The 25,659-nt window shown below is 72.4% G+C and carries 21 protein-coding genes; 3 read left to right on the top strand and 18 right to left on the bottom strand.

What is annotated here, in order from left to right; translation table 11 throughout:
* Positions 1-16: 16 nt before the first annotated feature.
* From J3486_RS28385 to J3486_RS28350, 8 genes are all read right to left on the bottom strand, one after another.
* Positions 17-1,570 carry a GMC family oxidoreductase gene (locus J3486_RS28385; protein ID WP_207825225.1) on the bottom strand — a complete coding sequence of 518 codons (1,554 nt, stop codon included), beginning with the start codon at positions 1,568-1,570 and terminating at the stop codon, positions 17-19.
* A 71-nt stretch (positions 1,571-1,641) separates the two neighbouring features.
* Positions 1,642-3,144, bottom strand: a complete 1,503-nt coding sequence (locus J3486_RS28380) for an aldehyde dehydrogenase family protein (protein WP_207825222.1) — start codon at positions 3,142-3,144, stop codon at positions 1,642-1,644.
* A gap of 171 nt (positions 3,145-3,315) precedes the next feature.
* Entirely contained in the window at positions 3,316-3,645 is a 330-nt protein-coding gene (locus J3486_RS28375) for a hypothetical protein (protein WP_207825220.1), read from the bottom strand.
* Positions 3,646-3,708: 63 nt separating this feature from the next.
* Positions 3,709-4,047, bottom strand: coding sequence for a hypothetical protein (locus J3486_RS28370; RefSeq protein ID WP_207825218.1), 339 nt, complete (start codon positions 4,045-4,047; stop codon positions 3,709-3,711).
* A gap of 192 nt (positions 4,048-4,239) precedes the next feature.
* Positions 4,240-5,232, bottom strand: coding sequence for a malate dehydrogenase (locus J3486_RS28365; protein ID WP_207825216.1), 993 nt, complete (start codon positions 5,230-5,232; stop codon positions 4,240-4,242).
* Between the two features lie 298 nt (positions 5,233-5,530).
* Positions 5,531-6,547 (bottom strand): XRE family transcriptional regulator, encoded by a 1,017-nt coding sequence (locus J3486_RS28360; RefSeq protein ID WP_207825213.1) that lies wholly within the window; start codon positions 6,545-6,547, stop codon positions 5,531-5,533.
* A gap of 348 nt (positions 6,548-6,895) precedes the next feature.
* A complete protein-coding gene (locus J3486_RS28355) occupies positions 6,896-7,315 on the bottom strand; it encodes a DUF3017 domain-containing protein (RefSeq protein ID WP_207825211.1) in 420 nt (139 codons plus the stop codon).
* Positions 7,305-8,168, bottom strand: coding sequence for a bifunctional methylenetetrahydrofolate dehydrogenase/methenyltetrahydrofolate cyclohydrolase (locus tag J3486_RS28350; protein WP_207825209.1), 864 nt, complete (start codon positions 8,166-8,168; stop codon positions 7,305-7,307). Before J3486_RS28350 ends, J3486_RS28355 begins: the two co-directional genes overlap by 11 nt.
* Positions 8,169-8,385: 217 nt before the next feature.
* Here J3486_RS28350 and J3486_RS28345 point away from each other — a divergent pair, with 217 nt between their 5' ends.
* Entirely contained in the window at positions 8,386-9,099 is a 714-nt protein-coding gene (locus J3486_RS28345; RefSeq protein ID WP_207825208.1) for an RDD family protein, read from the top strand.
* 70 nt (positions 9,100-9,169) lie between these two features.
* Here the strand turns inward: J3486_RS28345 and purH are convergent, their stop codons facing one another.
* Both purH and purN read right to left on the bottom strand, forming a co-directional pair.
* Positions 9,170-10,732, bottom strand: a complete 1,563-nt coding sequence (gene purH / locus J3486_RS28340; protein WP_207825207.1) for a bifunctional phosphoribosylaminoimidazolecarboxamide formyltransferase/IMP cyclohydrolase — start codon at positions 10,730-10,732, stop codon at positions 9,170-9,172.
* A complete protein-coding gene (gene purN, locus J3486_RS28335; protein WP_207825198.1) occupies positions 10,729-11,349 on the bottom strand; it encodes a phosphoribosylglycinamide formyltransferase in 621 nt (206 codons plus the stop codon). Before purN ends, purH begins: the two co-directional genes overlap by 4 nt.
* 265 nt (positions 11,350-11,614) lie before the next feature.
* Between purN and J3486_RS28330 the strand changes: the two genes are divergently transcribed.
* Positions 11,615-12,385, top strand: a complete 771-nt coding sequence (locus tag J3486_RS28330; protein WP_207825195.1) for a hypothetical protein — start codon at positions 11,615-11,617, stop codon at positions 12,383-12,385.
* Between the two features lie 257 nt (positions 12,386-12,642).
* Here J3486_RS28330 and J3486_RS28325 read toward each other — a convergent pair whose 3' ends face one another.
* Positions 12,643-14,190, bottom strand: a complete 1,548-nt coding sequence (locus J3486_RS28325) for a DUF6350 family protein (protein ID WP_229378692.1) — start codon at positions 14,188-14,190, stop codon at positions 12,643-12,645.
* 122 nt (positions 14,191-14,312) lie between these two features.
* Here J3486_RS28325 and J3486_RS28320 point away from each other — a divergent pair, with 122 nt between their 5' ends.
* Positions 14,313-15,533: a helix-turn-helix domain-containing protein gene (locus tag J3486_RS28320; protein WP_207825193.1), complete on the top strand. Its 1,221-nt coding sequence runs from the start codon at positions 14,313-14,315 to the stop codon at positions 15,531-15,533.
* Between the two features lie 84 nt (positions 15,534-15,617).
* Here the strand turns inward: J3486_RS28320 and sucD are convergent, their stop codons facing one another.
* From sucD to J3486_RS28285, 7 genes are all read right to left on the bottom strand, one after another.
* Positions 15,618-16,499, bottom strand: coding sequence for a succinate--CoA ligase subunit alpha (gene sucD, locus J3486_RS28315; RefSeq protein ID WP_207825191.1), 882 nt, complete (start codon positions 16,497-16,499; stop codon positions 15,618-15,620).
* Positions 16,500-16,520: 21 nt separating this feature from the next.
* On the bottom strand, positions 16,521-17,699 hold the full coding sequence (gene sucC, locus J3486_RS28310) for an ADP-forming succinate--CoA ligase subunit beta (protein ID WP_207825189.1): 1,179 nt from the start codon (positions 17,697-17,699) through the stop codon (positions 16,521-16,523).
* A gap of 462 nt (positions 17,700-18,161) precedes the next feature.
* Positions 18,162-19,349 carry a hypothetical protein gene (locus J3486_RS28305; protein WP_207825187.1) on the bottom strand — a complete coding sequence of 396 codons (1,188 nt, stop codon included), beginning with the start codon at positions 19,347-19,349 and terminating at the stop codon, positions 18,162-18,164.
* Positions 19,350-19,456: 107 nt separating this feature from the next.
* Positions 19,457-20,686, bottom strand: coding sequence for a hypothetical protein (locus J3486_RS28300; RefSeq protein WP_207825185.1), 1,230 nt, complete (start codon positions 20,684-20,686; stop codon positions 19,457-19,459).
* A 72-nt stretch (positions 20,687-20,758) separates the two neighbouring features.
* Positions 20,759-21,946 carry a VWA domain-containing protein gene (locus tag J3486_RS28295; protein WP_207825184.1) on the bottom strand — a complete coding sequence of 396 codons (1,188 nt, stop codon included), beginning with the start codon at positions 21,944-21,946 and terminating at the stop codon, positions 20,759-20,761.
* A 179-nt stretch (positions 21,947-22,125) separates the two neighbouring features.
* A complete protein-coding gene (locus J3486_RS44405; protein ID WP_229378691.1) occupies positions 22,126-24,513 on the bottom strand; it encodes a DUF5682 family protein in 2,388 nt (795 codons plus the stop codon).
* Positions 24,510-25,631 (bottom strand): AAA family ATPase, encoded by a 1,122-nt coding sequence (locus J3486_RS28285; protein ID WP_207825182.1) that lies wholly within the window; start codon positions 25,629-25,631, stop codon positions 24,510-24,512. Before J3486_RS28285 ends, J3486_RS44405 begins: the two co-directional genes overlap by 4 nt.
* Positions 25,632-25,659 lie beyond the last annotated feature (28 nt).

Genomic DNA, 25,659 nt, shown 5'->3' with positions numbered 1-25,659 from the left:
GCGGTACTCGTCCTCATCACGCATCACCACCCATCAGCTCGGCGCACTTCTCCCCGACCATGAGCACCCCGATCATCGGGTTCACCGCGGGCATCGTCGGGAAGACGGACGCGTCGGCGATACGCAGGGACTGCAGACCGCGGACCCTCAACTCGGGGTCGACCACGGCGAGTTCATCGCCAGCGGCCCCCATCCGGCAAGTCCCCGCGGGGTGGTAGACGGTGTGCGCGACCTTGCGGGCGTACTCGCCGAGCTCCTCGTCGCCGGTGACGTCCGGGCCGGGGCAGACCTCGCGCTTCAGCCAGCCGGCCAGCGGTTCGGTCTTCGCGATCTCGCGGGCGATGCGGATCCCGTCGACCAAAGTCCGCCCGTCGTAGTCGTCCTCGTCCGTGAAGTAGCGGAAGTCGAGGGCGGGCTTGGCCTCGGGATCGGCGCTGGTCAGGTAGAGCCGGCCGCGGCTGCGCGGCTTGGGGATGTTCGGCGTCATGGACACCCCGTGCGCGGGCTTCTCGTAGCCGAGCCGCTCCGGGTTGTCGGTGAACGGGATCTGGTAGAAGTGGAACATCAGGTCCGGGCCCGCGGCCTCGGGGTCCCGCTGGACGAACAGGCCCGCGTCGCTGTCCATGGCGCTGTTGTCGGGGATCGGCCCGTCCGTCTCCCAGACGATGACGGACTCGGGGTGGTCGAGCAGGTTCTCGCCGACGCCCGGCAGATCGTGCAGGACGGGGATGCCGAGGGCTTCGAGGTCGGCCTTGGGGCCGATGCCCGAGAGCAGCAGGAGTCGCGGCGTGTCGACGGCGCCCGCGCAGACGACGACCTCACGCCGCGCGGATATCAGCGACTCCGTGCCGTCCTCGGCCCGCACGCGCACTCCGCGGGCGGTCGGCGCGTCCGCGTCACCGACGTCGTCGAACTCCAGCTTGTACGCCCACGTCTCGAGGAACAGCGTCAGGTTGGGGCGGTCGCCGGCTTCCATATGCGGGTGCAGATACGCCACCGACGCGCTGGAGCGCTTGTTGTTCTCGGGGTGGTACGCGAGGTCGAAGAAGCCGACACCGTCCTTGAACGGCGCCTTGTTGAAGCCCTCGACGCGCGGCACGCCGGTCGCCGCCCGCGCGGCCTCGACGAAGTCGCGGGCGATCGCGTTCCGGTCCTTCTCGTCGACGGCGACGATGTTGTTGCGCAGCTTGCCGAAGTACGGGTCCATCGCCTTGTGGTCCCAGCCCTCGGCGCCCGCGGCCGCCCACTCGTCCCAGTCGCCGGGCAGCGGCTTGAAGGAGATGAGGGTGTTGTGCGAGGAGCAGCCGCCGAGCACCTTGGCGCGGCTGTGCAGGATGTGCGAGTTGCCGCGCGGCTGCTCGGTGGTCGTGTAGCCGTAGTCGAGGTCGCCGCCGAGCAGCCCGAGCCAGCGGCGCAGGGTCAGCACGTCGTCGCGGCCGATGTCACTGGGGCCGCCCTCGATGACGGCGACGGTGACGTCCGGGTCCTCGGTGAGCCGGGAGGCGATCACCGAACCGGCGGTGCCGCCGCCGACGACGACGTAGTCGAAGGTCGTGGGGGTTTCGGGCATACGTCAACTCCTGGGTCTCGCAAGGTACTTCGCGTAATGGGCGGGGGTGTGCGGGGTCTACGGGTACGGGCTCAGCCCGCGAACCAGCGCACCGGCTTCGGCGCGAGGTTCTGGTACACGTGCTTGGTCTCGCGGTACTCGGCGAGTCCGGCGGGGCCCAACTCCCGGCCCACACCGCTCTTCCCGAAGCCGCCCCACTCGGCCTGCGGCAGGTAGGGGTGGAAGTCGTTGATCCAGACGGTGCCGTGGCGCAGCCGTCCGGCGACGCGGCGGGCGCGGCCCGCGTCGGCGGTCCACACGGCGCCGGCGAGGCCGTACTCGGTGTCGTTGGCGAGGGCGACGGCCTCGTCCTCGGTGCGGAAGGTCTCGACGGTGAGGATCGGCCCGAAGGTCTCCTCGCGCACCACCCGCATCTCGCGGTGGCACTGGTCGAGGACGGTCGGCTCGTAGAAGTACCCGGTGGCGGGGCGCTGTTCGGCCGGCTCGGGCCGCTTGCCGCCGCTGCGCAGCACGGCTCCCTCGCCGAGGGCGGAGGCGACGTACGCCTCGGTCTTCTCGCGCTGCTGCTCGCTCACCAGCGGGCCGCACTCGACGCCGTCCTCGGTGCCGCGTCCGAGCCTGATCCGCTGCGCACGGCGGGCGAGTTCGGCGACGAAGCGCTCGCGCACGGACTCCTCGACGATGAGCCGGGAGCCGGCGGAGCAGACCTGCCCGCTGTGGATGAAGGCGGCGTTCAGCGCCTGGTCGACGGCGGTGTCGAAGCCCTCGTCGGTCGCGCACGCGTCGGCGAAGACGACGTTGGGGTTCTTGCCGCCGAGTTCGAGGGCGACCTTCTTGACCGTGGCGGCGGCGGCCTGTGCGACCTTCGTGCCGCTGACCAGGCCGCCGGTGAAGGAGACGAGGTCGACGTCGGGGTGGTCGGCGAGGCGTGCGCCGACGGTGGCGCCGGGCCCGGTGACGAGGTTCGCGACACCGTCGGGAAGTCCGGCCTCGACGAGCAGTTCGACGAGCACGACCGTGGTCAGCGGCGTGATCTCGCTCGGCTTGACGACGAAGGTGTTGCCCGCGGCGAGCGCCGGAGCGATCTTCCAACTCGCCTGCAACAGCGGGTAGTTCCAGGGCGTGATCATCGTGCAGACGCCGACCGGCTCGTGCACGACGACGCTGTGGATGTCGTCGGACCCGGCGTCGACCACCCGGCCCGCACCCTCTGCCACGACCAGATCGGCGAAGTAGCGGAACGCGTCGGCGACACAGTCGACGTCGATCCGGCCCTCCTCGACGGTCTTCCCCGCGTCCCGGCTCTCCAGGAGCCCGATCCGCTCCCGGTCCCGTACGAGGAGGTCGGCGACCCTGCGCAGCAGCGCGGCCCGCTCGGCGACGGGGGTGCGCGGCCACGGGCCCTGGTCGAAGGCCCGCCGGGCGGCGGCGATCGCGGCGTCCGCGTCCTGCGCGTCACCCTCGGCGATCACGGCGAAGGGCTTGGCGTCCGCGGGGTCGAGGATCTCCCGGCTCGCTCCTGAGGCGGCTGCGCGCCACTCTCCGCCGACGTGGATGGTGGGTTGTGCTGACACGTCTCGTTACGCCTTCCGTTCCGGATAAATCCCCCGAGCGCCATGAAAACGACCAACCTGTGATCTTCGTGGCGACAACGGAGCCCCCTGCCCCGGGGTCCGGAAAGCATGCGCGGACGGCGGCGAAAAGTGCGCCGCGTCACCTTCACCGTGCTCGGTGCACGGGCCGGCTCAGCCGCCGGTCACGGCCGCCGCGTCCTTGGTCAGCCGCACGGCCGCGGCCAGCGTCAGCGACGGCTCGGCCTGCCGCAGCACCTTGACCGCGCGGACGGAGTCGACGGGACCGTCGTACCCGGCCGCCGCGAACTGTTCGAGCACCCAGCGCCCGCGCACCTCGGCGTCGCTCGCCGTCGCCACCTCCGCGATCAGCGCGGCCGCCCGCTCCAGGCCCGGCCGCTCGGCGTCGGAGGCGTCCCGCAGGGCGGCGCGCACGGCTTCGGCGACGCGGTCGGAGTCGCGCAGGGCGAGAACGGTCAGGTCCGGCTTGGCAGCGAAGATCATCCAGCCATGGTGCGGGATCCCCCGGGGTGCGCGGACGGCAGTTGAGCTACTTCAGAGGGTGCGTCACTGCACGGCCCCGTCCGGCAGACAGACCCAGCCCGGCCCCCACGCGTTCCGCTCGACGTGGCCGGCGCCCGGGACGCAGTCGAGCCAGGTGGCGCGGTACTGCGGGTCGTGCACGATCAGCCACTGCTCCTGCGACGACGCGTGCCAGAACCGCGCGAAGTCCTCATCGGAGAGAATCAGCGTCCCGGAGTCCTTCACCGGCCCGGGCCCGTCACCGACCGCGGCGGCACTCGCGACACCGCCGCAGGAAAGGGCGGCGGCCAGGGCCAGGGCGGCGGCGCCGGTACGGAGGATCGCCGTGACCGGCGCGGACGGCGTACGCGAAGTGATGCCCATGGAGTGCTCCCTTGCCCGAGGACGTCGTGGCCCGCGCTCGTGTGCGGCGGGCTGCCGCCGGTTCAACTCACGACAGCGCCCGCACGTCACGGACTCCGGGCGTGCGCCCCCTCGGCCACCAACGCCAAACCGCCCAGGGCGGGTCCGGAAGACCCGCCGTGGGCGGTCGCAGAAGCCGGTCGCGGCCGGGGACTAGATGAGGCCGAGACCGCGCACGGCCTCGCGCTCCTCCGCCAGCTCCGCGACGGACGCGTCGATGCGGGCCCGCGAGAACTCGTTGATCTCAAGGCCCTGGACGATCTCGTACTTGCCGTCCTTGCAGGTGACGGGGAAGGACGAGATGAGGCCCTCCGGGACGCCGTAGGAGCCGTCCGACGGGATGCCCATCGAGGTCCAGTCGCCGTCGGCGGTGCCGTTGACCCAGGTGTGGACGTGGTCGATCGCGGCGTTGGCGGCCGACGCGGCCGAGGACGCGCCCCGGGCCTCGATGATCGCGGCGCCACGCTTGGCGACGGTCGGGATGAAGTCCTCGGCGAGCCACTTCTCGTCGTTGCCGATGGCCTCGATGGCCGGCTTGCCCGCGACGGTCGCCTGGAAGATGTCCGGGTACTGGGTGGCCGAGTGGTTGCCCCAGATGGTCAGGCGCTGGATGTCGGCGACGGTGGCGCCCGACTTCTTCGCGAGCTGGGTCAGCGCACGGTTGTGGTCCAGGCGGGTCATCGCGGTGAAACGCTCGGCCGGGACGTCCGGGGCCGCGGCCTGGGCGATGAGGGCGTTGGTGTTGGCCGGGTTGCCGACGACGAGGACCTTGATGTCGTCCGCGGCGTTGTCGTTGATGGCCTTGCCCTGCGGCTTGAAGATGCCGCCGTTGGCGGAGAGCAGGTCGCCTCGCTCCATGCCCTTCGTGCGGGGGCGGGCGCCGACGAGCAGGGCGACGTTCGAGCCGTCGAAGGCGACGTTCGGGTCGTCGGTGATGTCGATGCCCTGGAGGAGCGGGAACGCGCAGTCGTCGAGCTCCATCGCGGTGCCCTCGGCGGCCTTGAGCGCCGGGGTGATCTCCAGGAGGCGCAGCTTGACCGGCACGTCCGCGCCGAGCAGCTGGCCGGAGGCGATGCGGAAGAGCAGTGCGTAGCCGATCTGGCCGGCGGCGCCGGTGACGGTGACGTTCACGGGAGTGCGGGTCATGGCGTTCTCCGTATGACAGCGAGGCTTTTGATCGATCTCTTGATGCCAAGAGATCCGTTCGTCAGGCTATCGCCTCTCGCCCGCACCGGACCCCCGGGTCGGTGTGGCTCACCCCACAGAGGTCACTCCCGGGCCGTTTCGCACCGAACGGCGGCGACCGCCGCCCCGGGAGAGTGGGGTCGGCGGCCGCCGGGGGTGTCACTGTGTGACCACTCCCGTGGGGGTACCTAGGCGCCTTCCCCGAAGACGCTCCCCCATGCACACGTACTCCGTGCCGCCGGCCGAACTGCTTGTCGCGCTACTTCGTGCAGCCCTTCCGGCCGGACGCCAGCGTCCCGCAGGCCTTCGCCTCGGCGGCCGAGTCGACCGCGATCATCGGGGTGTACGCGTCCGTGTCCGCGTCGCCGACCAGGCCCTTCTTCGACGTCTTGGAGCCCACGGAGAGCGTCACGCTGTCGCCGGGCGCGGCGAACTGGATACGTGCCCAGGCCGCCTTGCACGTCTTGCTGTAGCGGACCTCGACATTGGCCGTGCCGAGCGCGGCCTTCAGCGGGCTGTCGGCGAGATCGCCGCCGCAGCCCATGGCCTCGGGGTCCTTGCCGGTGCAGCTCGCGCCGACGCACTGCACGCCCGCGGGCAGCTGCGGCGCACTGGTGGTCGGCGACTTCGACGGCTCGGCCTTGTCGCCCTTGCCGTCGCCGCCGCTGGTCAGGACGTAGGCGATGAGGACGACGAGGGCCGCGCCGACGACCCCCGCGAGGAACATGGTCAGCCGCCGCCTGCCGCCGGATCCGCCGGAGTTCACCGGTGCCGGTGTCTCGGGCGGCGGGCCGAACTGGTCCAGGCTCGGCGCCTGGGCCTGCGGCGGCACCGTCGGCGAGACCCCGGCGGGGCCCGCCACGCCGGTCGGCGGCCGGGAGGCCGTCGCGCTGCCGTTCTTGCCCGCGCCGTTCTTCGTCTGGGTCCCCGACGAGCCGAACTCCCCGAGCGCGGCGCGCGCCTGGGAGATCCGTATCGCCTCCATGGTCATGTCGTGGCGCATCTCGGAACGGCTCCAGGCGCGCTCCGCGAGCTCCCACATCGTGGTCAGATGGACGGGATTGGTGCCGGTCACCTCGGCGAGCGCGACGATCGCGCCCTTGGGCGCGAGCAGCCGTCCGTTCAGATATCGCTCCCACGAGGTCTTGCTGTACCCGGTGCGGTCCGCCAACGCGGCGATCCCGAGCCCGCTGCGGTCCACCAGCCGGCGCAGCTGGCTGGCGAACTCCTTGACCTGCGGGTCGAGTTCATCCGGTAGCGCCCTCCAACGAGGCATTGCCTTCCCCCTATTCCCCCCATACGTGCCTGAACTTCCCCCGAGCCGCGCCAACGCAGTGGCCCCCACTGGCTACCCAATGGGATGCGAGTAGCCAGGATGTCAGTTCCCCGGACGGGGGCGCACGGGGGCATTCGACAGCATTCGACACCAGGGCGTGCCCCCTCGCACACCGCCGGGCCCGGGACGCCCCCAGTTCTCCGGGACAGTCCCGATTGCCCAGGCTATGCGTGTTGTCCACCCTCGTACGACAAAATCCCCGAAGTTACCCGGACATCACCACACAAGGACGGCGGGACTCCGAACTCCGGAGTCCCGCCGGTCACTTGAGGGCACCTGTGTGCATCGTCACCGCACGGTGAAGTGCAGGGTGTCCTGAAGGAAGGGGATACGCAGCCACGGGTCGGGCTGCGCCATCATCGCGAGCAGCACGATAGCGAGGCCGAGGATCCCGTACGTGAGCATGTCCGTGAAGCGCGAGCGCACGGCGAGCATGCCGACGCTCGGCAGCACCCAGCGCAGCACGGCGCCGCCGAGCAGCGCGACGCCCACGAGCATCGTGCCGACCCGGAACACGTCGAACGCGGTGAGCAGCAGCCCGAGCCCGGTCACCGCGAGTACGGCGATCAGCGGCCACTGGCGGGCGGGTGCCGGGGCGTCACCGGATGCGGCGCGGCCGCCGCCCTCGGGGCGCGCGGTGTCGCGCGTCCACAGCGGGAACCGCCGCGTCCCCTTCTTCTTGTCGCCCCCCGCCGCCTCAGCGAACACCGTCGGCGATCCGCTCTGCGGCCTCCACCACGTTGACCAGGAGCTGGGCGCGGGTCATCGGGCCGACGCCGCCCGGGTTCGGCGAGATCCAGCCGGCCACCTCGGCGACGCCAGGGTGCACATCGCCGACGATCTTGCCGTTCTCGTCGCGCGAGACGCCGACGTCGAGCACGGCCGCGCCCGGCTTGATGTCCTCGGGCTTGATCAGGTGCGGGACGCCCGCGGCGGCCACCACGATGTCGGCGCGCTTGAGGTGGGCGGAGAGGTCACGGGTGCCGGTGTGGCACTGGGTGACGGTCGCGTTCTCCGACTTGCGGGTGAGCAGCAGCGGCATCGGGCGGCCGATCGTCACACCACGCCCGACGACCACGACCTCGGCGCCCTTGATCTCCACACCGTGCTTGCGCAGCAGCGTGATGATGCCGAACGGGGTGCAGGGCAGCGGCGCCGGCTCGTTGAGGACGAGGCGGCCCAGGTTCATCGGGTGCAGGCCGTCGGCGTCCTTCGCCGGGTCCATCAGTTCGAGGATGCGGTTCTCGTCGATGCCCTTGGGCAGCGGGAGCTGGACGATGTAGCCGGTGCAGGCCGGGTCGTCGTTGAGCTCGCGGACGACCGCCTCGATCTCCTCCTGGGAGGCCGTCGCGGGCAGTTCGCGCTGGATGGAGGCGATGCCGACCTGCGCGCAGTCGCGGTGCTTGCCCGCGACGTACTTCTGGCTGCCGGGATCCTCGCCGACGAGGACGGTGCCGAGGCCGGGCGTGATCCCCTTCTCCTTCAGGGCCGCCACGCGGACGGTCAGGTCGGACTTGATCGCGGCTGCGGTGGCCTTGCCATCGAGAATCTGGGCGGTCATGGCGCCATTGTTTCAGGGTGGCGGGGATTCACCCAAGTTGCACTTGCACAACAGCCAGGAACGCACGCTGGACAACAGGCTGTCCGGTTCACGAGCATGATCCACGCAGTGCCGCGGATCGGCGGCAGGGGGGACTGAAAGCTCACGCGAACGCCAAGCCGTAGTGATCCTCCGCAGGTCCGCGACGTCCCCTAACCCGTCACCAAAGGATCACGCCATGAGTTTCGGCGAACCCGGCAACCCCTACGGCCAGCAGCCCCAGGGCCCGAACCCGTACGGCCAGCAACCCCAGGGCCCCAACCCGTACGGCCAGCAGGCCCCGCAGGGCGTCCCGCCGCAGCAGGGCTACGGCTACCCGCAGGCACCCGGCCAGCCCGGCGGCCACCCCGGCTACCCGCAGGGCGGCGGCATGCAGCCTCCGTACCCGCAGCCGGGCGTGCCGCCGATCGCCGGAATGGGCCGCCGGCTCGGCGCCCGCGCGATCGACGGTGTCCTGTACTCGATCATCTACTTCGCGGTGATCGCCCCGGTGTTCATGGACACCGTCAAGTCCGCCACGGACTGCGACCCGGCCTCGGCCGCGTACGACACCTGCATCAACAACGCGAGCTCGGACATGATGAGCAAGATCATTCCGATCGCTCTCGGGATGATGGCGGTGACCCTCGTCTACGAGGTCCTGATGATCTCCTTCGTGGGCGCCACGCTCGGCAAGCTCGCCGTCGGCATCCGCGTGCTGCGCCTGGAGGACGGCCAGAAGCCCGGCCTCGGCAAGGGCCTGCTGCGCTGGCTCATCCCGTTCGTCGGCTACTTCGCGTGCGGCCTCGGCATGCTGCTCGTCTACGTCTCCCCGTTCTTCGACAACTCGGGCCGCCAGCAGGGCTGGCACGACAAGGTGGCGGGCACGATCGCCGTCCACGTCAAGGGCTGAGCGCCCAAGCACACGCGGAAGGGCCCGCCGGTCGATGACCGGCGGGCCCTTCCGCGTGGAGTGCCGCGGCTCAGTGGAAGAAGTGCCGCGTCCCCGTGAAGTACATCGTCACGCCCGCCTTCTTGGCGGCCTCGACGACCTGCTCGTCACGGATCGAACCGCCGGGCTGCACGATCGCCTTCACGCCGGCGTCGATCAGGATCTGCGGGCCGTCCGGGAACGGGAAGAAGGCGTCCGACGCGGCGTACGAGCCGCGCGCCCGCTCCTCGCCCGCGCGCTCGACGGCGAGCTTGCAGGAGTCGACGCGGTTGACCTGGCCCATGCCGACGCCGACCGAGGCGCCGTCCTTGGCGAGCAGAATGGCATTGCTCTTGACCGCGCGGCACGCCTTCCAGGCGAACGCCAGCTCGTCCAGCTCGCCCTGGGACAGGGCGTCACCGGTCGCGAGGGTCCAGGTGGCCGGGTTGTCGCCGTCGGCCTGGAGGCGGTCGGTGACCTGCAGCAGCGCGCCGCCGTCGATCTGCTTGGTCTCGACGAGCGCCGACGGGCCGTTGGGCGCCCGCAGCACGCGGATGTTCTTCTTCTTGGTGAGGGCTTCGAGGGCGCCGTCCTCGTAGTCGGGCGCGACGATGACCTCGGTGAAGATGTCGGCGACCTGCTCCGCCATCTCCTTGGTGACCGGGCGGTTCACGGCGATGACGCCGCCGTACGCCGACACCGGGTCGCAGGCGTGGGCCTTGCGGTGCGCCTCGGCGACGTTCGACGCGACGGCGATGCCGCACGGGTTGGCGTGCTTGATGATCGCGACGCAGGGGTCCTCGTGGTCGTACGCGGCACGGCGCGCGGCGTCCGTGTCCGTGAAGTTGTTGTACGACATCTCCTTGCCGTGCAGCTGCTCGGCCTCGGCGAGGCCGCCCGTGCCGTCGACGTAGAGGGCCGCGCCCTGGTGCGGGTTCTCGCCGTAGCGCAGCACGTTCTTGCGCTCGTAGGTGGCGCCGAGGAAGTCGGGGTGACCGCTGTCGTCGGCGGCCGCGTAGTCGGCGGCGAACCAGGAGGCCACGGCCACGTCGTACGAGGCGGTGTGCTGGAACGCCTCGGCGGCCAGGCGCTTGCGGGCGGTCAGGTCGAACCCGCCGTCCGCGACGGCCTTGAGCACGTCGCCGTACGCGGCCGGGTTCACGACCACCGCGACCGACGGGTGGTTCTTGGCGGCGGCGCGGACCATGGACGGACCGCCGATGTCGATCTGCTCGACGCACTCGTCCGCGGTCGCGCCGGAGGCGACCGTCTCCTTGAACGGGTAGAGGTTCACGATCACCAGGTCGAAGGGCTTCACACCGAGGTCGGCGAGCTGCTTCTGGTGATCCTCCAGACGCAGGTCGGCGAGGATGCCCGCGTGCACCTTCGGGTGCAGCGTCTTGACCCGGCCGTCGAGGCACTCGGGGAACCCGGTGAGCTCCTCGACCTTGGTGACCGGCACCCCGGCGGAGGCGATCTTCCCGGCGGTGGAGCCCGTCGACACGAGCTCGACGCCCGCCTCGTGCAGGCCGCGCGCCAGCTCCTCCAGACCGGTCTTGTCGTAGACGCTGACCAGCGCCCGGCGAATGGGCCGCTTGTTGCTCTCGGCGGTCACGGGATAACTACCTTTCGTCCCTCAATGCTGAAGCCGTTACGGGCCAGACGCCCCACGACATCGACGAGCAGCGTGCGCTCGACTTCCTTGATGCGCTCGTGCAGAGCGCTCTCGTCGTCCTCATCACGGATCTCGACCACGCCCTGAGCGATGATCGGGCCGGTGTCGACGCCGTCGTCGACGAAGTGGACGGTGCATCCGGTGACCTTGGCGCCGTACGCGAGCGCGTCGCGCACGCCGTGCGCACCGGGAAAACTGGGCAGCAGGGCCGGGTGCGTGTTCACGAACCGCCCGCCGAAGTGGGCCAGGAACTCCTTGCCCACGATCTTCATGAACCCCGCGGAGACCACCAGGTCCGGCTCGTACGCGGCGGTCGCCTCGGCGAGGGCGCGGTCCCACTCGTCGCGGGTGGCGAAGTCCTTCACCCGGCACACGAACGTCGGCAGCCCCGCGCGCTCGGCGCGCTCCAGGCCCGCGATGCCGTCCCGGTCGGCCCCGACGGCGACGATCTCGGCGCCGTAGGCGGCCACGCCCCCGTCCGCCACGGCGTCGAGCAGTGCCTGCAGATTCGTACCTGATCCGGAGACCAGCACGACGAGGCGCTTGGCCTTGGCCACGGCGGGGCCCTTTCTGGAGACAGACTTTGTGCGGTCGTACAAAGGCTTCGCCCTCCCCGATACGGGGAACCCTACGAAGCGGCCGACCGTCAGCAACGATACCGGCACACCGGACGGGCCCCACGGGACGGGGGCACACCCGCCAGGTAGCGTCAGCGGGACGGAACGCTGAGCGGCCATCGGACGTTGACGCAGTGACGTAAAGAAAAGACCAAGCCGCACCGCGACGTACGAGACCGACGACCTAGGGGAAGACGCACACCTGATGCCGGACCGAAGCCTTCGCCACACGCTGCCCGCCGGCGCCGTCCTGCTGCGCGAAGGCCGACCCACGCCGCCGTCGCCGGCCAAGGAGGCGCCCTCCGACAAGCCGGACGAGTCCAAGGCCGACAACCCGTTCGCACCGCCGCCCGAGGACGCCCCGGACCGCCCCTGGCAGCCGCGCCGCCCGGAAGGCTCCGACGACTCCTCGGGTTCGTCCGGCTCCTCGGGCTCCTCGCCCTGGGGCAGCCAGTGGAGCGACCGGCAGCCCGGCCGCTCCCAGGGCGGCGGCTTCGGCGAGCGCCCCGGATCCGGCGGCGGCCAGGGCGGGCCCGAGGGACAGGGGCCCGGCCCCGGCCCCGGCGGCATGCGCTGGGACCCGACGGACCCGGCCCAGCGCCGTGCGCGCTACGCGCTGCTGTCCGGCATGTGGGGCTTCTTCTTCGCCCTGTTCAGCTGGCCGTACGTGGCGCTGCTGCTCGGCGCGCTCGCCCTGTACTGGGGCATCAGCGCCCTGCGCGCCAAGCCCCGCACCCCGGACCCGGACGCCCCGAAGCCCGCGGTCCCGGACACCACGCGCCCGCAGACGACGGCCGCGGTCAGCGGTCTGGTCACGGGCGGGCTCGCGCTGGCGATGGTGGCGTCGATGTTCACCGCGAAGCTGGTCTACAGCGACTACTACGAGTGCCGCGCGGACGCTCTGACGAACGCGGCGCAGAAGTCCTGCGACGACCTCCTGCCGAAGGAGCTCAGGCCGCTGCTCGGCTCGCAGTGACGGACGCCCGGGTGCCGTGACCGGCGGCCCCGGTCCTAGGTCCTGTACGGAGTTCTCCCGTCGTCGCGCGGAGCGCGGCCCGGATCGGCCTGGTGCGTGCGATCGCAAGGCGGAGGAGGGAGTCGACGCGGAGCGTCGGCGACCGACGACAACGCCGAAGGGGGTGCCTCCCGCCCGAGCCGTCGCGAAGCGCGGTTCGAGGGTGGGGGAGTGCGTGCCAGGCCGATCCGGGCAGCCGGGAGGACTCCGTACAGGACCTACGGCTGACGTCCGGCGGTTCGCGGCCCGTCGGCGTCCGGCTCCGGCGGGGCGGCGGGAACGCCGTCCGTCGCGGCGTGTGCGGGCGGCTCCTCCCACGGCTGGACGGGTTGCGGGGCGCGGTCGTGGTCCGTCGTGGACGCCTCCCTCAGAAAGGCCCAGCGCTCGCCGCGCGAGGTCTGGTCGAAGAAGTCGTACGGCTCGAAACCGGCGTCGTCCGCCTCCGGCGCGGGGGCGGACGCCGCGCTCTCCCGGCGCCGGACCACCACGGACGAGGCCCACGCCGACACCCGGGGCCGCATCACCGCGTCCCGCCCCCGCCACCAGCGCACCGCGAGCGCCACCGGCAGCCCCACCGCCACGGTCCAGCCCACCGCTGCCGCCCCGGTCAGCCAGCCCACCGGCCCGAACGCGCGGAGCGCGGCCACGCCGAGCGCCCCGCCCGACGCCACCGCGAGGCACGCCGTCGCGGCCCCGCACAGCCCGGCCGCCGTCACCACCCCGTACGCGACCCGGCCGCGCGTCCACCCGGCCGTCTCGCCCGCGCCGGTCACGAACCACGCCACGACCACGGCCGCCGTGCCGGGGACCGCCATCGCGGCCCAGGTGAACGGCGTCCCGGGACCGGCCGCGGGCACCGCCGCGAGCAGCGGGAACGCCGGCAGCACCGCCGTGCCCGAGCTGCCCAGCGGGCCCACCGTCTGACCGGCGCCGAGCACCACCCCGGGGCCGAGCGCGTACGCGGCGCCCCAGATCACCGCGTTCGGCACCAGGGTCAGACACAGCAGCAGCACCGCGAACCGGCCCGACCACGCCCCGGTCAGCCGGTAGAAGGACTCCCGCACCTCTCCCCCGTGCCACACGAGCCCGGCCGCCACCACCAGCGCGCCGCCCGCGACCAGCACCAGGATCCCGGCGGCCGCCGCCCGCGCGGCGACCGGCAGCACCTCTCGTACGAACGTCTGAGGCAGCACGTCGGCGCTCCGCCGCAACGCCCCCGGCAGAGGCCCGCGCGGACGCCCGTACGCCGTCCACACCCCGGCCGCCGCGGCCGCCATCGCGACGACGGCCAGATGCACCCCGCAGCTCACCCAGGAGGGCCGCATCTCGCCGCCCCCCGCGTACCCGGCGGCAGCGGCCCCGACCAGCAGATAGCCGAGCACGGCGCCGCCCCAGACACCGAGGCCCTCCGCACCGGCGGTGTCCTCGGCGGCGTCCCGCGTGGCCCGGTGCAGCAGCCACACCGGCAGCACGAGCAGCAGCAGCGGGGTGAGCCCCATCGGGGCCGGTACCCCGGACAGGGTGTCCGTGCGGACGAGCTCGGCGCCGTGCGCGATCAGCCACAGCGACGCCGCGGTGTGCAGCGCGGCGCCGGGTCCGCTGTCCGGGTACGGGGAGCTGATCCACAGCACCATCACCAGAACGGCGCTGACGCCAAGGCCGAGTCCCGCGGCGACGGCCCCGCCGAGCGCCCCGGCGGCGGGGCCCGGCGCCCGTTCCCGCGCCCGGTTCAGCAGCAGGGGCAACGACAGTCCACGGCCGGTCATTTGGGTCACCGGACCATGCTCCCAACGACACGCGCTTTCCCTGCGTAACAGGCGAACTCCGGATGTGTCGCTCAAGATACGTTTATGTACTTTTTCGCGCGAAAGGGTGTGTGGAGTTCCCTATGACGCAGAGCCCTGCGACACCACTGCCGACGCCCACCGAGCGCCGCAGGCTTCGCGTGGCGAGGTCGTTGACACAGACTCAGATCGCCGAACGGGTCGGCGTGACACGCGAAACGGTCCGCTCCTGGGAGACGGGCCGGACCACGCCGCGCGGCCGTAAGCGGGAGGCGTACGCCAGAATCCTCGCGGAGCTGTCGAAGCCGCAGCCCGCCGAGGCCGCCGCGGCGAAGCCCGCGCAGAGCGTCCCGACGACGAAGGCGACCCGTAAAGCCGCAGCTCAGGCCGGTGGCAGCAGCGGCCCCGAGCTACGCGGCCGGCCCGTCGCGGGCACCGCGGTGGCCGTCGCCGAGCGGACGGCGGACCGGGACGCGCAGGACCGGGAGCCGGATACGGGGGCAGCAGCGGGAGCCGAGGAGGGCCGTCCGCAGACCCCGGCCGAGGCGTTCGACGCGCTGTACACGCACAGCGCCCCGCTCCTCGTCCGCCAGACCTATCTGCTGACCGGCCGCCGCACGCTGGCCCGCGAGTCCGTGGAGCGCGCCTTCCAGCTGGCCTGGCAGCGCTGGCCGGAGGTCGCGGTCGACCCGGACCCGGCGGGCTGGGTGCGCGCGGCGGCGTACGAGTACGCGATGTCGCCCTGGCACCGGCTGCGCCCCGCGCACCGCCAGCCGGACGCGCCGCCGGCCGACGCGGACGACCGCAAGCTGATGGACGTCCTGCAGAGCCTGCCGCCCGCCTACCGGCGCACACTGCTGCTCTACGACGGGGTGGGCCTCGACCTGCCGGAGACCGCGGCCGAGACCGAGGCGTCCACCCCGGCCGCCGCGAACCGGATCCTGCACGCCCGGCAGGCCGTCGCCGAGCAGCTGCCCGACCTGGCCGTGCCCGAGCAGCTGCACCGGCGGCTCACCGAGCTCGCGGGGTCGGAGAAGCTGGACGCGCCCGGCTCGACGCTGGTGCGCAACGTCGGCGAGAAGCGCATCCGCTTCTGGACCCGGACGGCGATCGCCGTCACCGCCCTGATCGTCGGTATGACGGCGATGACGCTGCGGGTGGCGCCCACGCACTACGAGCCGACGCCCGCGCCCGGCGCGCCCATCAGCGGCGTACCCCCGCTGACCGGGCCGGGACATCTGTCGGAGCGGGACCTGCAGCTGCGCAAGGAGCTGCGGGAGCGGCTCGGCGGAGGACCGGAGCGGCTGGCGCCGGAGGCGGAGTAGCCCGGCCGGGCAGCAGCCCCCGGAACAGCACAGTGGGCCCGCACCGTCGCCGGTGCGGGCCCACTGATGTGCGTACGCGGACGCTTAGCCGAGCAGCTCGCGCGCCAGCTTCGCGGTCTCGGTCGGGGTCTTGCCGACCTTGACGCCCGCGGCCTCCAGGGCCTCCTTCTTCGCCTGGGCGGTGCCCGACGAACCGGAGACGATGGCGCCGGCGTGGCCCATGGTCTTGCCCTCGGGGGCGGTGAAGCCCGCGACGTAGCCGACGACCGGCTTGGTGACGTTGGCCTTGATGAAGTCGGCCGCACGCTCCTCGGCGTCGCCGCCGATCTCACCGATCATGACGATCAGGTCGGTCTCGGGGTCGGCCTCGAACGCGGCGAGCGCGTCGATGTGCGTGGTGCCGATGACCGGGTCGCCACCGATGCCGACGGCCGACGAGAAGCCGATGTCACGGAGCTCGTACATCATCTGGTACGTCAGCGTGCCGGACTTCGAGACCAGGCCGATGCGGCCCGGCTTCGTGATGTCGCCCGGGATGATGCCGGCGTTCGACTGGCCCGGCGTGATGAGACCGGGGCAGTTCGGGCCGATGATGCGGGTCTTGTTGCCCTTCGACTGCGCGTACGCCCAGAAGGCGGCGGAGTCGTGGACGGCGATGCCCTCGGTGATGACGACGGCGAGGGGGATCTCGGCGTCGATCGCCTCGATCACGGCGGCCTTGGAGAAGGCCGGCGGGACGAAGAGCACGGACACGTTGGCGCCCGTCTTCTCCATCGCCTCGGCGACGGTGCCGAAGACCGGGATGTCCGTGCCGTCGATGTCGACGGACGTGCCGGCCTTGCGCGGGTTCACACCGCCGACGATGTTCGTGCCGTCGGCCAGCATGAGCTTGGTGTGCTTCATGCCCGTGGCACCGGTCATGCCCTGGACGATGACCTTGGAGTCCTTGTTGAGGAAAATAGCCATGGCTGTTTAGTCCCTCGTCCCTTACTTCGCAGCCGCGAGCTCGGCGGCCTTGTCGGCCGCGCCGTCCATGGTGTCCACACGCTGCACCAGCGGGTGGTTGGCGTCGGAGAGGATCTTGCGACCCAGCTCGGCGTTGTTGCCGTCGAGGCGGACGACGAGGGGCTTCTCGACCTTCTCGCCCTTCTCCTCCAGGAGCGCGAGCGCCTGGACGATGCCGTTGGCGACCTCGTCGCAGGCGGTGATGCCGCCGAAGACGTTGACGAACACGGACTTGACGTCCGGGTCGCCGAGGATGATCTCCAGGCCGTTCGCCATGACGGCGGCGGAGGCGCCACCACCGATGTCGAGGAAGTTGGCCGGCTTCACGCCGCCGTGGTTCTCACCGGCGTACGCGACGACGTCCAGCGTCGACATGACCAGACCGGCACCGTTACCGATGATGCCGACCTCGCCGTCGAGCTTGACGTAGTTGAGGCCCTTGGCCTTGGCGGCAGCCTCGAGCGGGTTGGCTGCGTCCTTGTCCTCGAGAGCCTCGTGCTCCGGCTGGCGGAAGTCGGCGTTGGCGTCCAGGGACACCTTGCCGTCGAGCGCCAGGATGCGGCCGTCCTTGGTCTTGACCAGCGGGTTCACCTCGACGAGGAGCGCGTCCTCGGCGACGAAGGTGTCCCACAGGGTGACCAGGGCCTCGGCGACGCCCTCGGCCACGTCGGCCGGGAACTTCGCCTGGGCCACGATCTCGCGGGCCTTGGCGATGTCCACGCCGTCCACGGCGTTGACCGGGACCTTCGCGAGGGCCTCGGGGGTCTTCTCCGCGACCTCCTCGATGTCCATGCCGCCCTGCACCGAGGCCATGGCCAGGAAGGTGCGGTTGGTGCGGTCGAGGAGGTACGAGACGTAGTACTCCGCCTCGATCTCCGGAGACAGCTCGGCGATCATCACCTTGTGGACCGTGTGGCCCTTGATGTCCATCCCGAGGATGTCGGTGGCTCGGGCCACGGCCTCGTCGGCGTTCGCCGCCAGCTTCACGCCGCCGGCCTTGCCGCGGCCGCCGACCTTCACCTGCGCCTTGACGACGGACTTGCCGCCAAGCCGCTCGGTCGCCTCGCGGGCCGCCTCAGGCGTGTCGATGACTTCACCGGCCAGCACCGGTACACCGTGCTTGGCGAAGAGGTCCCTCGCCTGGTACTCGAACAGGTCCACGCGCGTCCGTCCCTACTCAGTGATCTCGCGGTTCTGCGGATTGCTGTAGCTGCTATCTGCGTGGGCGTGCCGCGAAGGGCAACGTGACTCCGCTGTCACAAGGGAGGCGTACGAGGCGTACACATGCGTGGCCGGTACGCGGCATGTCCGTCTCGCAGGTTATCGCCGCTCAGCGACGGCTTCTAAATCGCAGATCACACCTGAGCGGTGATACCGGTCACAGAGCGCTTTTCCGGGGTGCCGTTTTTCTCGGTGTTGTCGGGTTCCTCGCGGCCTCACCGTGCGGGGGTACGCACGGTGAGGCCACCCGAAGGGCCCGGTGGTGCCGTGGTGATGCAGGTCCGGGCCCGGGGCGGGCCGCCCGTCCCCACGGGCCGCCCACCCCTGCGCCGGAGTACCGCCCGGACGAGGCCGATGGCTTTCGGCCGTCCGGGTTCCCCGGCGTCGGTCTCATGGGGTGTCTCAGATACCGGCCACGTAGCTGGGGGTGACGGCATCCGCGACGCCCTGCGCGCCGGTCACGGCGTTGCCCGCGAGCGGCTGCGCGTCGGCGGCGACGGTGCCGGTCAGGTCCCGCGCGAACGGGGTGACCTGGCCGGTGACCCCGGCGGCCAGCGGCGCCACGCCGTCACCGACGACGGCCTGGGCGAACGGGGCGACGTTCTCGCCGACGACTCCGTACGCGAACGGCGTCACGTCGCCCGTCACGCCCTGCGTGAGGCCGTACGCGCTGGTGGCGACGCCGCCGACGACCGGCTGCACGTGGTCGACGACCGTCTGCACGAGCGGCTGCACGGCGTCGACGACGCCGCCCGCGAACGGCTGCACGTCGTCGCCGACCAGCGCCTGCGCGAACGGGGTGACCTGGCCGACGACCCCGCCGGCCAGCGGCTGGACCTGCCCGGTGACACCGGTGGCGAAGGGCGCCACGTCGCCGCCGACGAGCGTCGTGGCGAACGGGGCGACGTCGCCCGCGACCGCGCCGTCCGCGAGTACCGTCACGTCACCGACGGCCCGGCCCACGACCGGGACCACGCCGTGCACGGCGGTGGCGGCGACGGGCGGCAGCACGGCACCGGTCGTCTCGTCGACGACGGGGACCACGGTGTTCTGGACGACCCCGGCCACGTTCTCGGGGTGCTCCGCGTACACCTGCACGAACTGCTCGGTGGTGGTCACCTGGTCGCGCAGCTGCTCCTGGAGCTCGGGAGCGAAGTCGGAGAGCGGGCCGAAGAGGTAGTCGATGTCCTGCTTGGCGGCCTGGGTGGCGGTGGCGGTGGCCTTGGTGGTGGCGGCCTGGGTGGCGGCGGCTTCGGCGGTGGCTTCGGCGGTGGTCCTGGCCGTCCGGGTCGCGGACTTCGCTTGGGTGACGGTGGCGTGGGCGGTGTCGGCGGCCTCGGCGTGCCGGACGGTGTCGGCGGCCTTCTCCGTCACCTGGTCCGTCACGCGGCCCGTGACCTGGTCCGTCACGTTTTCCGTCGTCACGTGTTCCGTCGTCTGCTGCACGTCGGCGACGGTGTCGGCGGCCACGTCAGGTACGGAGACCGAGTGGGCGGGCAGCTCGTCGGCGCTGGCCACGGCGGAACCCAGTGCCCACGCACCGGAGACACCGGCGGCTATGACGATCGAGCGGCGAATGTTCTTGTTCATGCGTACGTGATTCCTTCGAATTCCGGCGATGCGCCGGTGGTTTCCGGGGTGTAGGGCAGACCTGTTCCGCCCCCGCGCGGCAGGTCACGAGCGGGGAACGGGCTGCCCTAGCCGGGGAATTCGGGAATCTCGCGCAGCCGGTCGGCCACCGGCGCCGCCGGCCCCGACGCCGTGGCGCCGGGCTGCAGCAGTACGGGCACGCGGCTGCCGAACGCCGCCGCGTGCAGATCGCCGTGCCGCGTCGAACCGCCGTCACTCATGGACGCGTTCGCCACGGGGGCACCGTCGGGGTGCCCCGGCACGGAGGGTGCGGCGGGCCGCGCCTCGGTGTGCGGCGCACCCTCCTGCGGGTGCGCGCTCATGCCGGACACGCCGCCGCACGCTGCGGGGGCGGTCACCTCGGCACGGTCGGCCGGCCGCGAGTGCCGGGACGTCTCGTGCGCGGGCTCCGTCGCAGGGACGGCGCCGACCCCGGCGGACGCGGCCGGGGGCTGGGATCCCGCGCCGGCCCCGGGCGGACCGGAAGGCGTGGGAAGACCCGGGAGGCCCGGGAGACCGGGCATCTCCGACGGCAACGGTCGCACCACCGCGGTGACGATCTCGTCACCGACCTCGCGCACCTCGCCGACCAACGCGCCCACCCGTTGGACGACTTGTTCGGCGACTTGTTCGGCGACTTGTTCGACGACTTGGTGCACCGCGATCTCGACCGTGGTCGTCACCGTCGTCACCACGGTCGTGCGCATCGTGGTGCCGACCGTGTCGGTGAGCGGCCGCACGACGCGCTCGTTCAGCGAGTCGACGACGGCCTCGCGCACCGCGGGGACGGCGAAGGAGGAAACGGCGGACCGGCTGTGCGCGGGTCCCGCGAGACCGTCCTTCGGCGCAACGGGCTCCTGCCGCGCGGCCTTTCCGGGAACGCCCGCCGCACGCGCGTCCGCCCCGTCCGCCGCGCCCACAGTCTCTTCATCCACAGCCTCTTCGCGCACGGCCGTTCCATGGACGGCGTGCGCATGCGCGGCCTTCGTGGGGACAACGTGCGCGTGCGCAGCGTTCGTGTGGACGGCCTTCGCCTGTACGGGCTTCTGGTGCGCGGTGCGGAAGTCGTGCTCGACGGATGCGTCCGGCAGTCCGGTGGCCGCGGCACGCAGTGAAGGCACGACCGGGACACCGCTGTCGGACGTGCCGGACGTGCCGGCCGCCTGGGCCCGGCCGCCGCACAGGAGGCCGAGGGCGATCAACCCGCCGAACAGCAGCACCAGTTGCAGCGCACGCCTGCCGCCCACGGCGCGCAGCAGGCGCGCGGTGGGGGCGAGAGGCACGGCGGGGGAAGTCACGGTCCGCCGATCCTCGCACGGGACTCGGGAGGCTGCGCAAGCCCCGTGGGAGCCCTTGTTACCGATGGGTACTCATATCCGGTTCGCCGCCGCTCCGCCGGTTTCCGCCGTGGCGTCCGGTATCGGCAGGGGCCTCTTCTCGATGGCCGCGGCCATGACGTCGGGGAACAGATCGGGGGTGCAGGCGAAGGCCGGGGCGCCGAGCGCGGCGAGGGCCGCGGCGTGCTCCCGGTCGTAGGCGGGCGCGCCTTCGTCGGAGAGCGCGAGCAGCGTCACGAACTGGACTCCGGACGCCTTCATCGCGGCGACCCGCTTCAGCATCTCGTCGCGGATGCCTCCTTCGTAGAGGTCGGAGATGAGGACGACGACCGTGTCGGCGGGGCGGGTGATCTGCGACTGGCAGTACGCGAGCGCCCGGTTGATATCGGTGCCGCCGCCGAGCTGGGTGCCGAAGAGGACGTCGACCGGGTCGTCGAGCTGGTCGGTCAGATCCACGACGTTCGTGTCGAAGACGACGAGGCGCGTCGAGATCGACCGCATGGAGGCGAGCACCGCGCCGAAGACGGACGCGTAGACGACGGACGCCGCCATCGAGCCCGACTGGTCGATGCAGAGGACGACCTCCTTCTTCACCGACTGCGCGGCCCGGCCGTAGCCGATGAGCCGCTCGGGGACGATCGTGCGGTACTCGGGCAGGTAGTGCTTGAGGTTGGCCGCGATCGTGCGGTTCCAGTCGATGTCGTGGTGGCGCGGGCGGCTGACGCGGGCGCTGCGGTCGAGGGCGCCGGTCAGGGTGGCCCGGGTGCGGGTGGCGAGCTTCTTCTCCAGGTCCTCGACGACCTTGCGGACGACGGCCCGCGCCGTCTCCTTCGTCGTCTCCGGCATCGCCTTGTTGAGGGAGAGCAGGGTGCCGACGAGATGCACGTCCGCGTCGACCGCCTCCAGCATCTCCGGTTCGAGCAGCAACGCGGACAGGCCGAGCCGGTCGATCGCGTCGCGCTGCATGATCTGGACGACGGACGACGGGAAGTACGTCCGGATGTCGCCGAGCCAGCGGGCGACGGACGGGGCGGACGCCCCGAGCCCGGCGCTGCGGCTGCCGCCCGCGGGTTTGTCACGGCCCGGCCCCGAGCCGTACAGCGCGGCCAGGGCGCCGTCCATCGCGGCGTCCTGCCCGCCGAGTTGGCATCCGGTGCCGTCCGCACTGTCGCCGCCCAGCACCAGCCGCCAGCGCCGCAGCCGTTCGTCGTTACCGGTCATCTCTCAGCCTCCGTGGTGTCGTACGTAACGCGGACTCGTCGGCGGGTGGGTGGGGGTGGGGGCGCCGGTCGCCCTGTTCCCCGCTCTCCGGGCGAGCGCAGCTCGCTTCAGGGGCGCGGGGACTGCGCGGGAAGGGACCACGGCCCGCACCCGGCACCGCACCCCGGCCACCCCACCCCTCATCCGCCGCCCCCCGCACCCGCACCGGCACCGGCACCGGCACCGAGCAGCAGCCGGACGACAGGCCTGACAGCGTCGGCCCGCTCGGCGTCCAGTTCCTCGGCGAACCCGGTGAGCCCCCCGGCCGCGACGGACGCCGCCGCCGTGCCCGGCCCGCGCCGGACCAGCTCGCCCAGCGATCTGCGCACGCCGGGCTCGTACGCCGAGAACGTGCGGCGGAGCAACGGCAGTACGTCGGTGAACGCGTCGCCCGACACCCCCGTGAGCCACCCGTCCACCAGGGCGAGCAGCCGCTCGTCGTGGACCAGGAGCAGGCCGCCGCCCGAGCTGCCGCCGACGAACCCCTCGATCCAGGCGGCGGCGTCGGCGGGCGGTGTGCCCGGCGACAGGGCGAGGCCCATGAGCCGGGCCGTGTCGTCGTCGGTCAGCTCGCCCTCGTCGAGCAGGATCCGCGCGCACCGGCCGCGGATCACCCCGGCCACGGTGTCGCGCCCGGCGAGGGTGCGCAGCACGGCCCGCCAGCGCCCGCGCAGTCCGTCGTCCTCCAGCAGGGCGACGGCCGCGTGCACGGCGTCGACATGGCCGCGCAGTTCGCCGGCCGCCTCCGCGTCGAGGCCCACGCACGCCGGGGGCAGCCCGACGAAGACCCGCTCGGCGAGTCCGGCGGCGACCCCGGCGAGCGCGGTGGTGTCGGTGCCGCGCACGTCCCCGTAGCGCAGGGCACGGACCAGGGCGGGCAGCGCCTGCGCGAGGTGGCCGACGTCCGTGTCCAGGGCAGCGCGGTCGGCGAGGACCGTCATGACCGTGGGCAGCGCGTCGGAAAGACCCGCCAGCAGACACTGCTCGGCGAGCGCGGTGACATCGGCGAGGGCGCGCGCGGCGACCGCGTCGGCCTCCGCCTTGGCCGTCGCCGCGGCGAGCACGGTCGTGCCCCAGATGCCCGCCTCGGCGACCCGCACCGACAGTTCCGGCTCCCAGCGCAGCCGCCAGGTCTCCCGGAAGGTGCCGGTGGAGCCGCGCGCGGACCTCGCCGGTTCACCCCAGCCGATGCCGAGCAGCCGCAGCCGGTGCAGCAGCCGGCTGCGCGCCGCGTCGGTGTCCCCGCGCAGGTCGAGGTCCAGCTCCTTCTCCAGCGCGGCCGGCTTGAGACGCAGGGAGCGCTGCTGCTTGGTCAGGTCGCGCTGCAACGGCACCGCGGGCGCCCCCTCCGGCACCTCCCCCAGGACGTCACCGACCACCAGCTTGTCGTGGATCAGCGCCAGCGGGACGTCGGAGCCCTCGCAGAGCACGGCCCGCACGGCGTCGGTGGTCTCGGTCAGGCCCGCCAGCGGCCTGCCCCGCATCACCGCCAGGGTCTCGGCGAGCCGCACCGCCTCGATGACGTGCGCGGACGACACGATGCGGTCCTCGTCGCGAAGCAGCCCCGCGACCCTGGTCAGCCAGCGCTCCACGGGCCGGTCGGGGGCGCTGAACAGATGCCCGTACCAGCCGGGCGACTCGATCCCCGCGCCGTAGCCGCTCGTACGCGCCAGGCGCCGGTGGGTCCACGGCACCCAGGTCATGTCGACCTTCGCCTTGGGCAGGCCCTTGAGGAGGGCGCGGTCGGCGGCCACGGTCTTCCTCTGCCGCAGCGCGGGCACGTGCCACGCCCCGCACACCACCGCGACCTCGCTCCCCGTCCCGAACTCCCGCTGCGCCGAGCGCACTTGAAGCCTCATGTACGCCTCGCGCACCAGGTCGCGGTCGTGCCCGCCGTCCCCGTACGACTCCCGCAGCGCGGTCATCGCCTCGCCGAGCGCGGCGAAGGCGTCGCCCTCGCGGTGCTCCACGACGTCCTCCCACCAGCGCTCCGCGTCGTCGTACCCGGCGGTCTCGGCAAGAACGCCCAGCGGGTCGATCCGCACGGCCTCCTCACGCGCGTCCCCTGGCTCCCCCGACTCCCCCGACTTCCCTGGCTCCCCCGGCTTCCCTGGCTCCCCTGGCTCCCCTGACTTCCCCGGCTTCCCTGACTTCCCCGGCTCCCCTGGGTCCTGCGTCGCGGTCTCCGCGTCGCGCAGGGCCAGGCTGTGCGCGGCCGGCAGGTCGATGAAGCGGACCTGCGCCCCGTGCTCCAGGGCCCAGCGGATCGCGACCCACTCGGGCGAGAACTCGGCGAACGGCCAGAACGCCGACTTCCCCGGCTCGTCCACGACATGGGCGAGCAGCGCGACCGGTGGCCGCATGCCCTGCTCGGCGGCGAGCGGCACCAGGCCGTCCGCCTCCGGCGGGCCCTCGATCAGCACGGCGGCCGGACGCGCCTCGTCCAGGGCCCGGCCCACGGCCCGCGCCGAACCCGGCCCGTGATGGCGCACCCCAAGGAGCAGCGGCCCGCTGTCCCGCCCCGTCATGCGCTGACCTCTCGGCAGGCCCGGTAGAAGTCCTTCCACCCGTCCCGCTCGCGGACCACGGCCTCCAGGTACTCCTGCCACACCACCCGGTCCGCCGCCGGATCGCGCACCACGGCACCGAGGATCCCGGCGGCGACGTCCGAGGGGCGCAGCACGCCGTCCCCGAAGTGGGCGGACAGCGCGAGGCCGTTGGTGACCACGGAGATCGCCTCCGCCGTCGACAGCGTCCCGCTCGGGGACTTCACCTTCGTACGCCCGTCCTCGGTCACCCCGTCGCGCAGCTCGCGGAAGACGGTCACGACCCGGCGGATCTCGTCGATCCCGTCGGGCGTGGTCGGCAACTCCAGCGAACGGCCGACCTGTTCGACCCGGCGCGCGACGATGTCGACCTCCGCCTCCACGCTCGCGGGCAGCGGCAGCACCACCGTGTTGAAGCGGCGGCGCAGCGCGCTCGACAGGTCGTTGACCCCGCGGTCGCGGTCGTTGGCCGTCGCGATGAGATTGAAGCCGCGCACCGCCTGCACCTCCTGCCCCAACTCCGGTATCGGCAGGGTCTTCTCGGACAAGATCGTGATCAGCGTGTCCTGCACATCGGCGGGGATCCGGGTCAGCTCCTCGACCCGCGCCGTCATCCCCTCCGCCATCGCCCGCATGACCGGGCTCGGCACCAGCGCGTCCCGGCTGGGGCCGTGCGCCAGCAGCTGCGCGTAGTTCCACCCGTACCGGATCGCCTCCTCCGGCGTACCGGCCGTGCCCTGCACCAGCAGCGTCGAGTCCCCGCTCACCGCGGCCGCGAGGTGCTCGGACACCCAGGTCTTCGCGGTGCCCGGAACGCCCAGCAACAGCAGCGCCCGGTCGGTCGCCAGCGTCGTCACGGCCACCTCGACGATGCGCCGCGGGCCCACGTACTTCGGTGTGATCACCGTGCCGTCCGGCAGCGTGCCGCCCAGCAGATACGTGGCCACGGCCCACGGCGACAGACGCCAGCGGGCCGGCCTCGGCCGGTCGTCCTGCGCGGCCAGCGCGGCGAGCTCGTGCGCGAACGCGTCCTCCGCGTGCGGCCGCAGCGCCTGATCCTCCGCGCCGGCCCCGGTCTGCTCCTCGACGGAAACGGTCATGGCAGTCCCCCTCCAACTCACCCTGCAT

This window comes from Streptomyces sp. VRA16 Mangrove soil (assembly GCF_017377775.1).
In the GTDB taxonomy this organism is placed as follows: domain Bacteria; phylum Actinomycetota; class Actinomycetes; order Streptomycetales; family Streptomycetaceae; genus Streptomyces.
Note: the sequence above shows the minus strand (reverse complement) of the source record. Positions and strands in the feature narration are given on the sequence as shown.

Bases quoted from the DNA above. Each gene is read 5' to 3' on its own strand.
- J3486_RS28385 (WP_207825225.1), bottom strand. From the start codon at position 1,570: ATGCCCGAAACCCCCACGACCTTCGACTACGTCGTCGTCGGCGGCGGC.
- J3486_RS28375 (WP_207825220.1), bottom strand. From the start codon at position 3,645: ATGATCTTCGCTGCCAAGCCGGACCTGACCGTTCTCGCCCTGCGCGAC.
- J3486_RS28370 (WP_207825218.1), bottom strand. From the start codon at position 4,047: ATGGGCATCACTTCGCGTACGCCGTCCGCGCCGGTCACGGCGATCCTC.
- J3486_RS28365 (WP_207825216.1), bottom strand. From the start codon at position 5,232: ATGACCCGCACTCCCGTGAACGTCACCGTCACCGGCGCCGCCGGCCAG.
- J3486_RS28360 (WP_207825213.1), bottom strand. From the start codon at position 6,547: ATGCCTCGTTGGAGGGCGCTACCGGATGAACTCGACCCGCAGGTCAAG.
- J3486_RS28350 (WP_207825209.1), bottom strand. From the start codon at position 8,168: ATGACCGCCCAGATTCTCGATGGCAAGGCCACCGCAGCCGCGATCAAG.
- J3486_RS28345 (WP_207825208.1), top strand. From the start codon at position 8,386: ATGAGTTTCGGCGAACCCGGCAACCCCTACGGCCAGCAGCCCCAGGGC.
- J3486_RS28330 (WP_207825195.1), top strand. From the start codon at position 11,615: ATGCCGGACCGAAGCCTTCGCCACACGCTGCCCGCCGGCGCCGTCCTG.
- J3486_RS28325 (WP_229378692.1), bottom strand. From the start codon at position 14,190: ATGACCGGCCGTGGACTGTCGTTGCCCCTGCTGCTGAACCGGGCGCGG.
- J3486_RS28320 (WP_207825193.1), top strand. From the start codon at position 14,313: ATGACGCAGAGCCCTGCGACACCACTGCCGACGCCCACCGAGCGCCGC.
- sucD (WP_207825191.1), bottom strand. From the start codon at position 16,499: ATGGCTATTTTCCTCAACAAGGACTCCAAGGTCATCGTCCAGGGCATG.
- J3486_RS28305 (WP_207825187.1), bottom strand. From the start codon at position 19,349: ATGAACAAGAACATTCGCCGCTCGATCGTCATAGCCGCCGGTGTCTCC.
- J3486_RS28295 (WP_207825184.1), bottom strand. From the start codon at position 21,946: ATGACCGGTAACGACGAACGGCTGCGGCGCTGGCGGCTGGTGCTGGGC.
- J3486_RS44405 (WP_229378691.1), bottom strand. From the start codon at position 24,513: ATGACGGGGCGGGACAGCGGGCCGCTGCTCCTTGGGGTGCGCCATCAC.
- J3486_RS28285 (WP_207825182.1), bottom strand. From the start codon at position 25,631: ATGACCGTTTCCGTCGAGGAGCAGACCGGGGCCGGCGCGGAGGATCAG.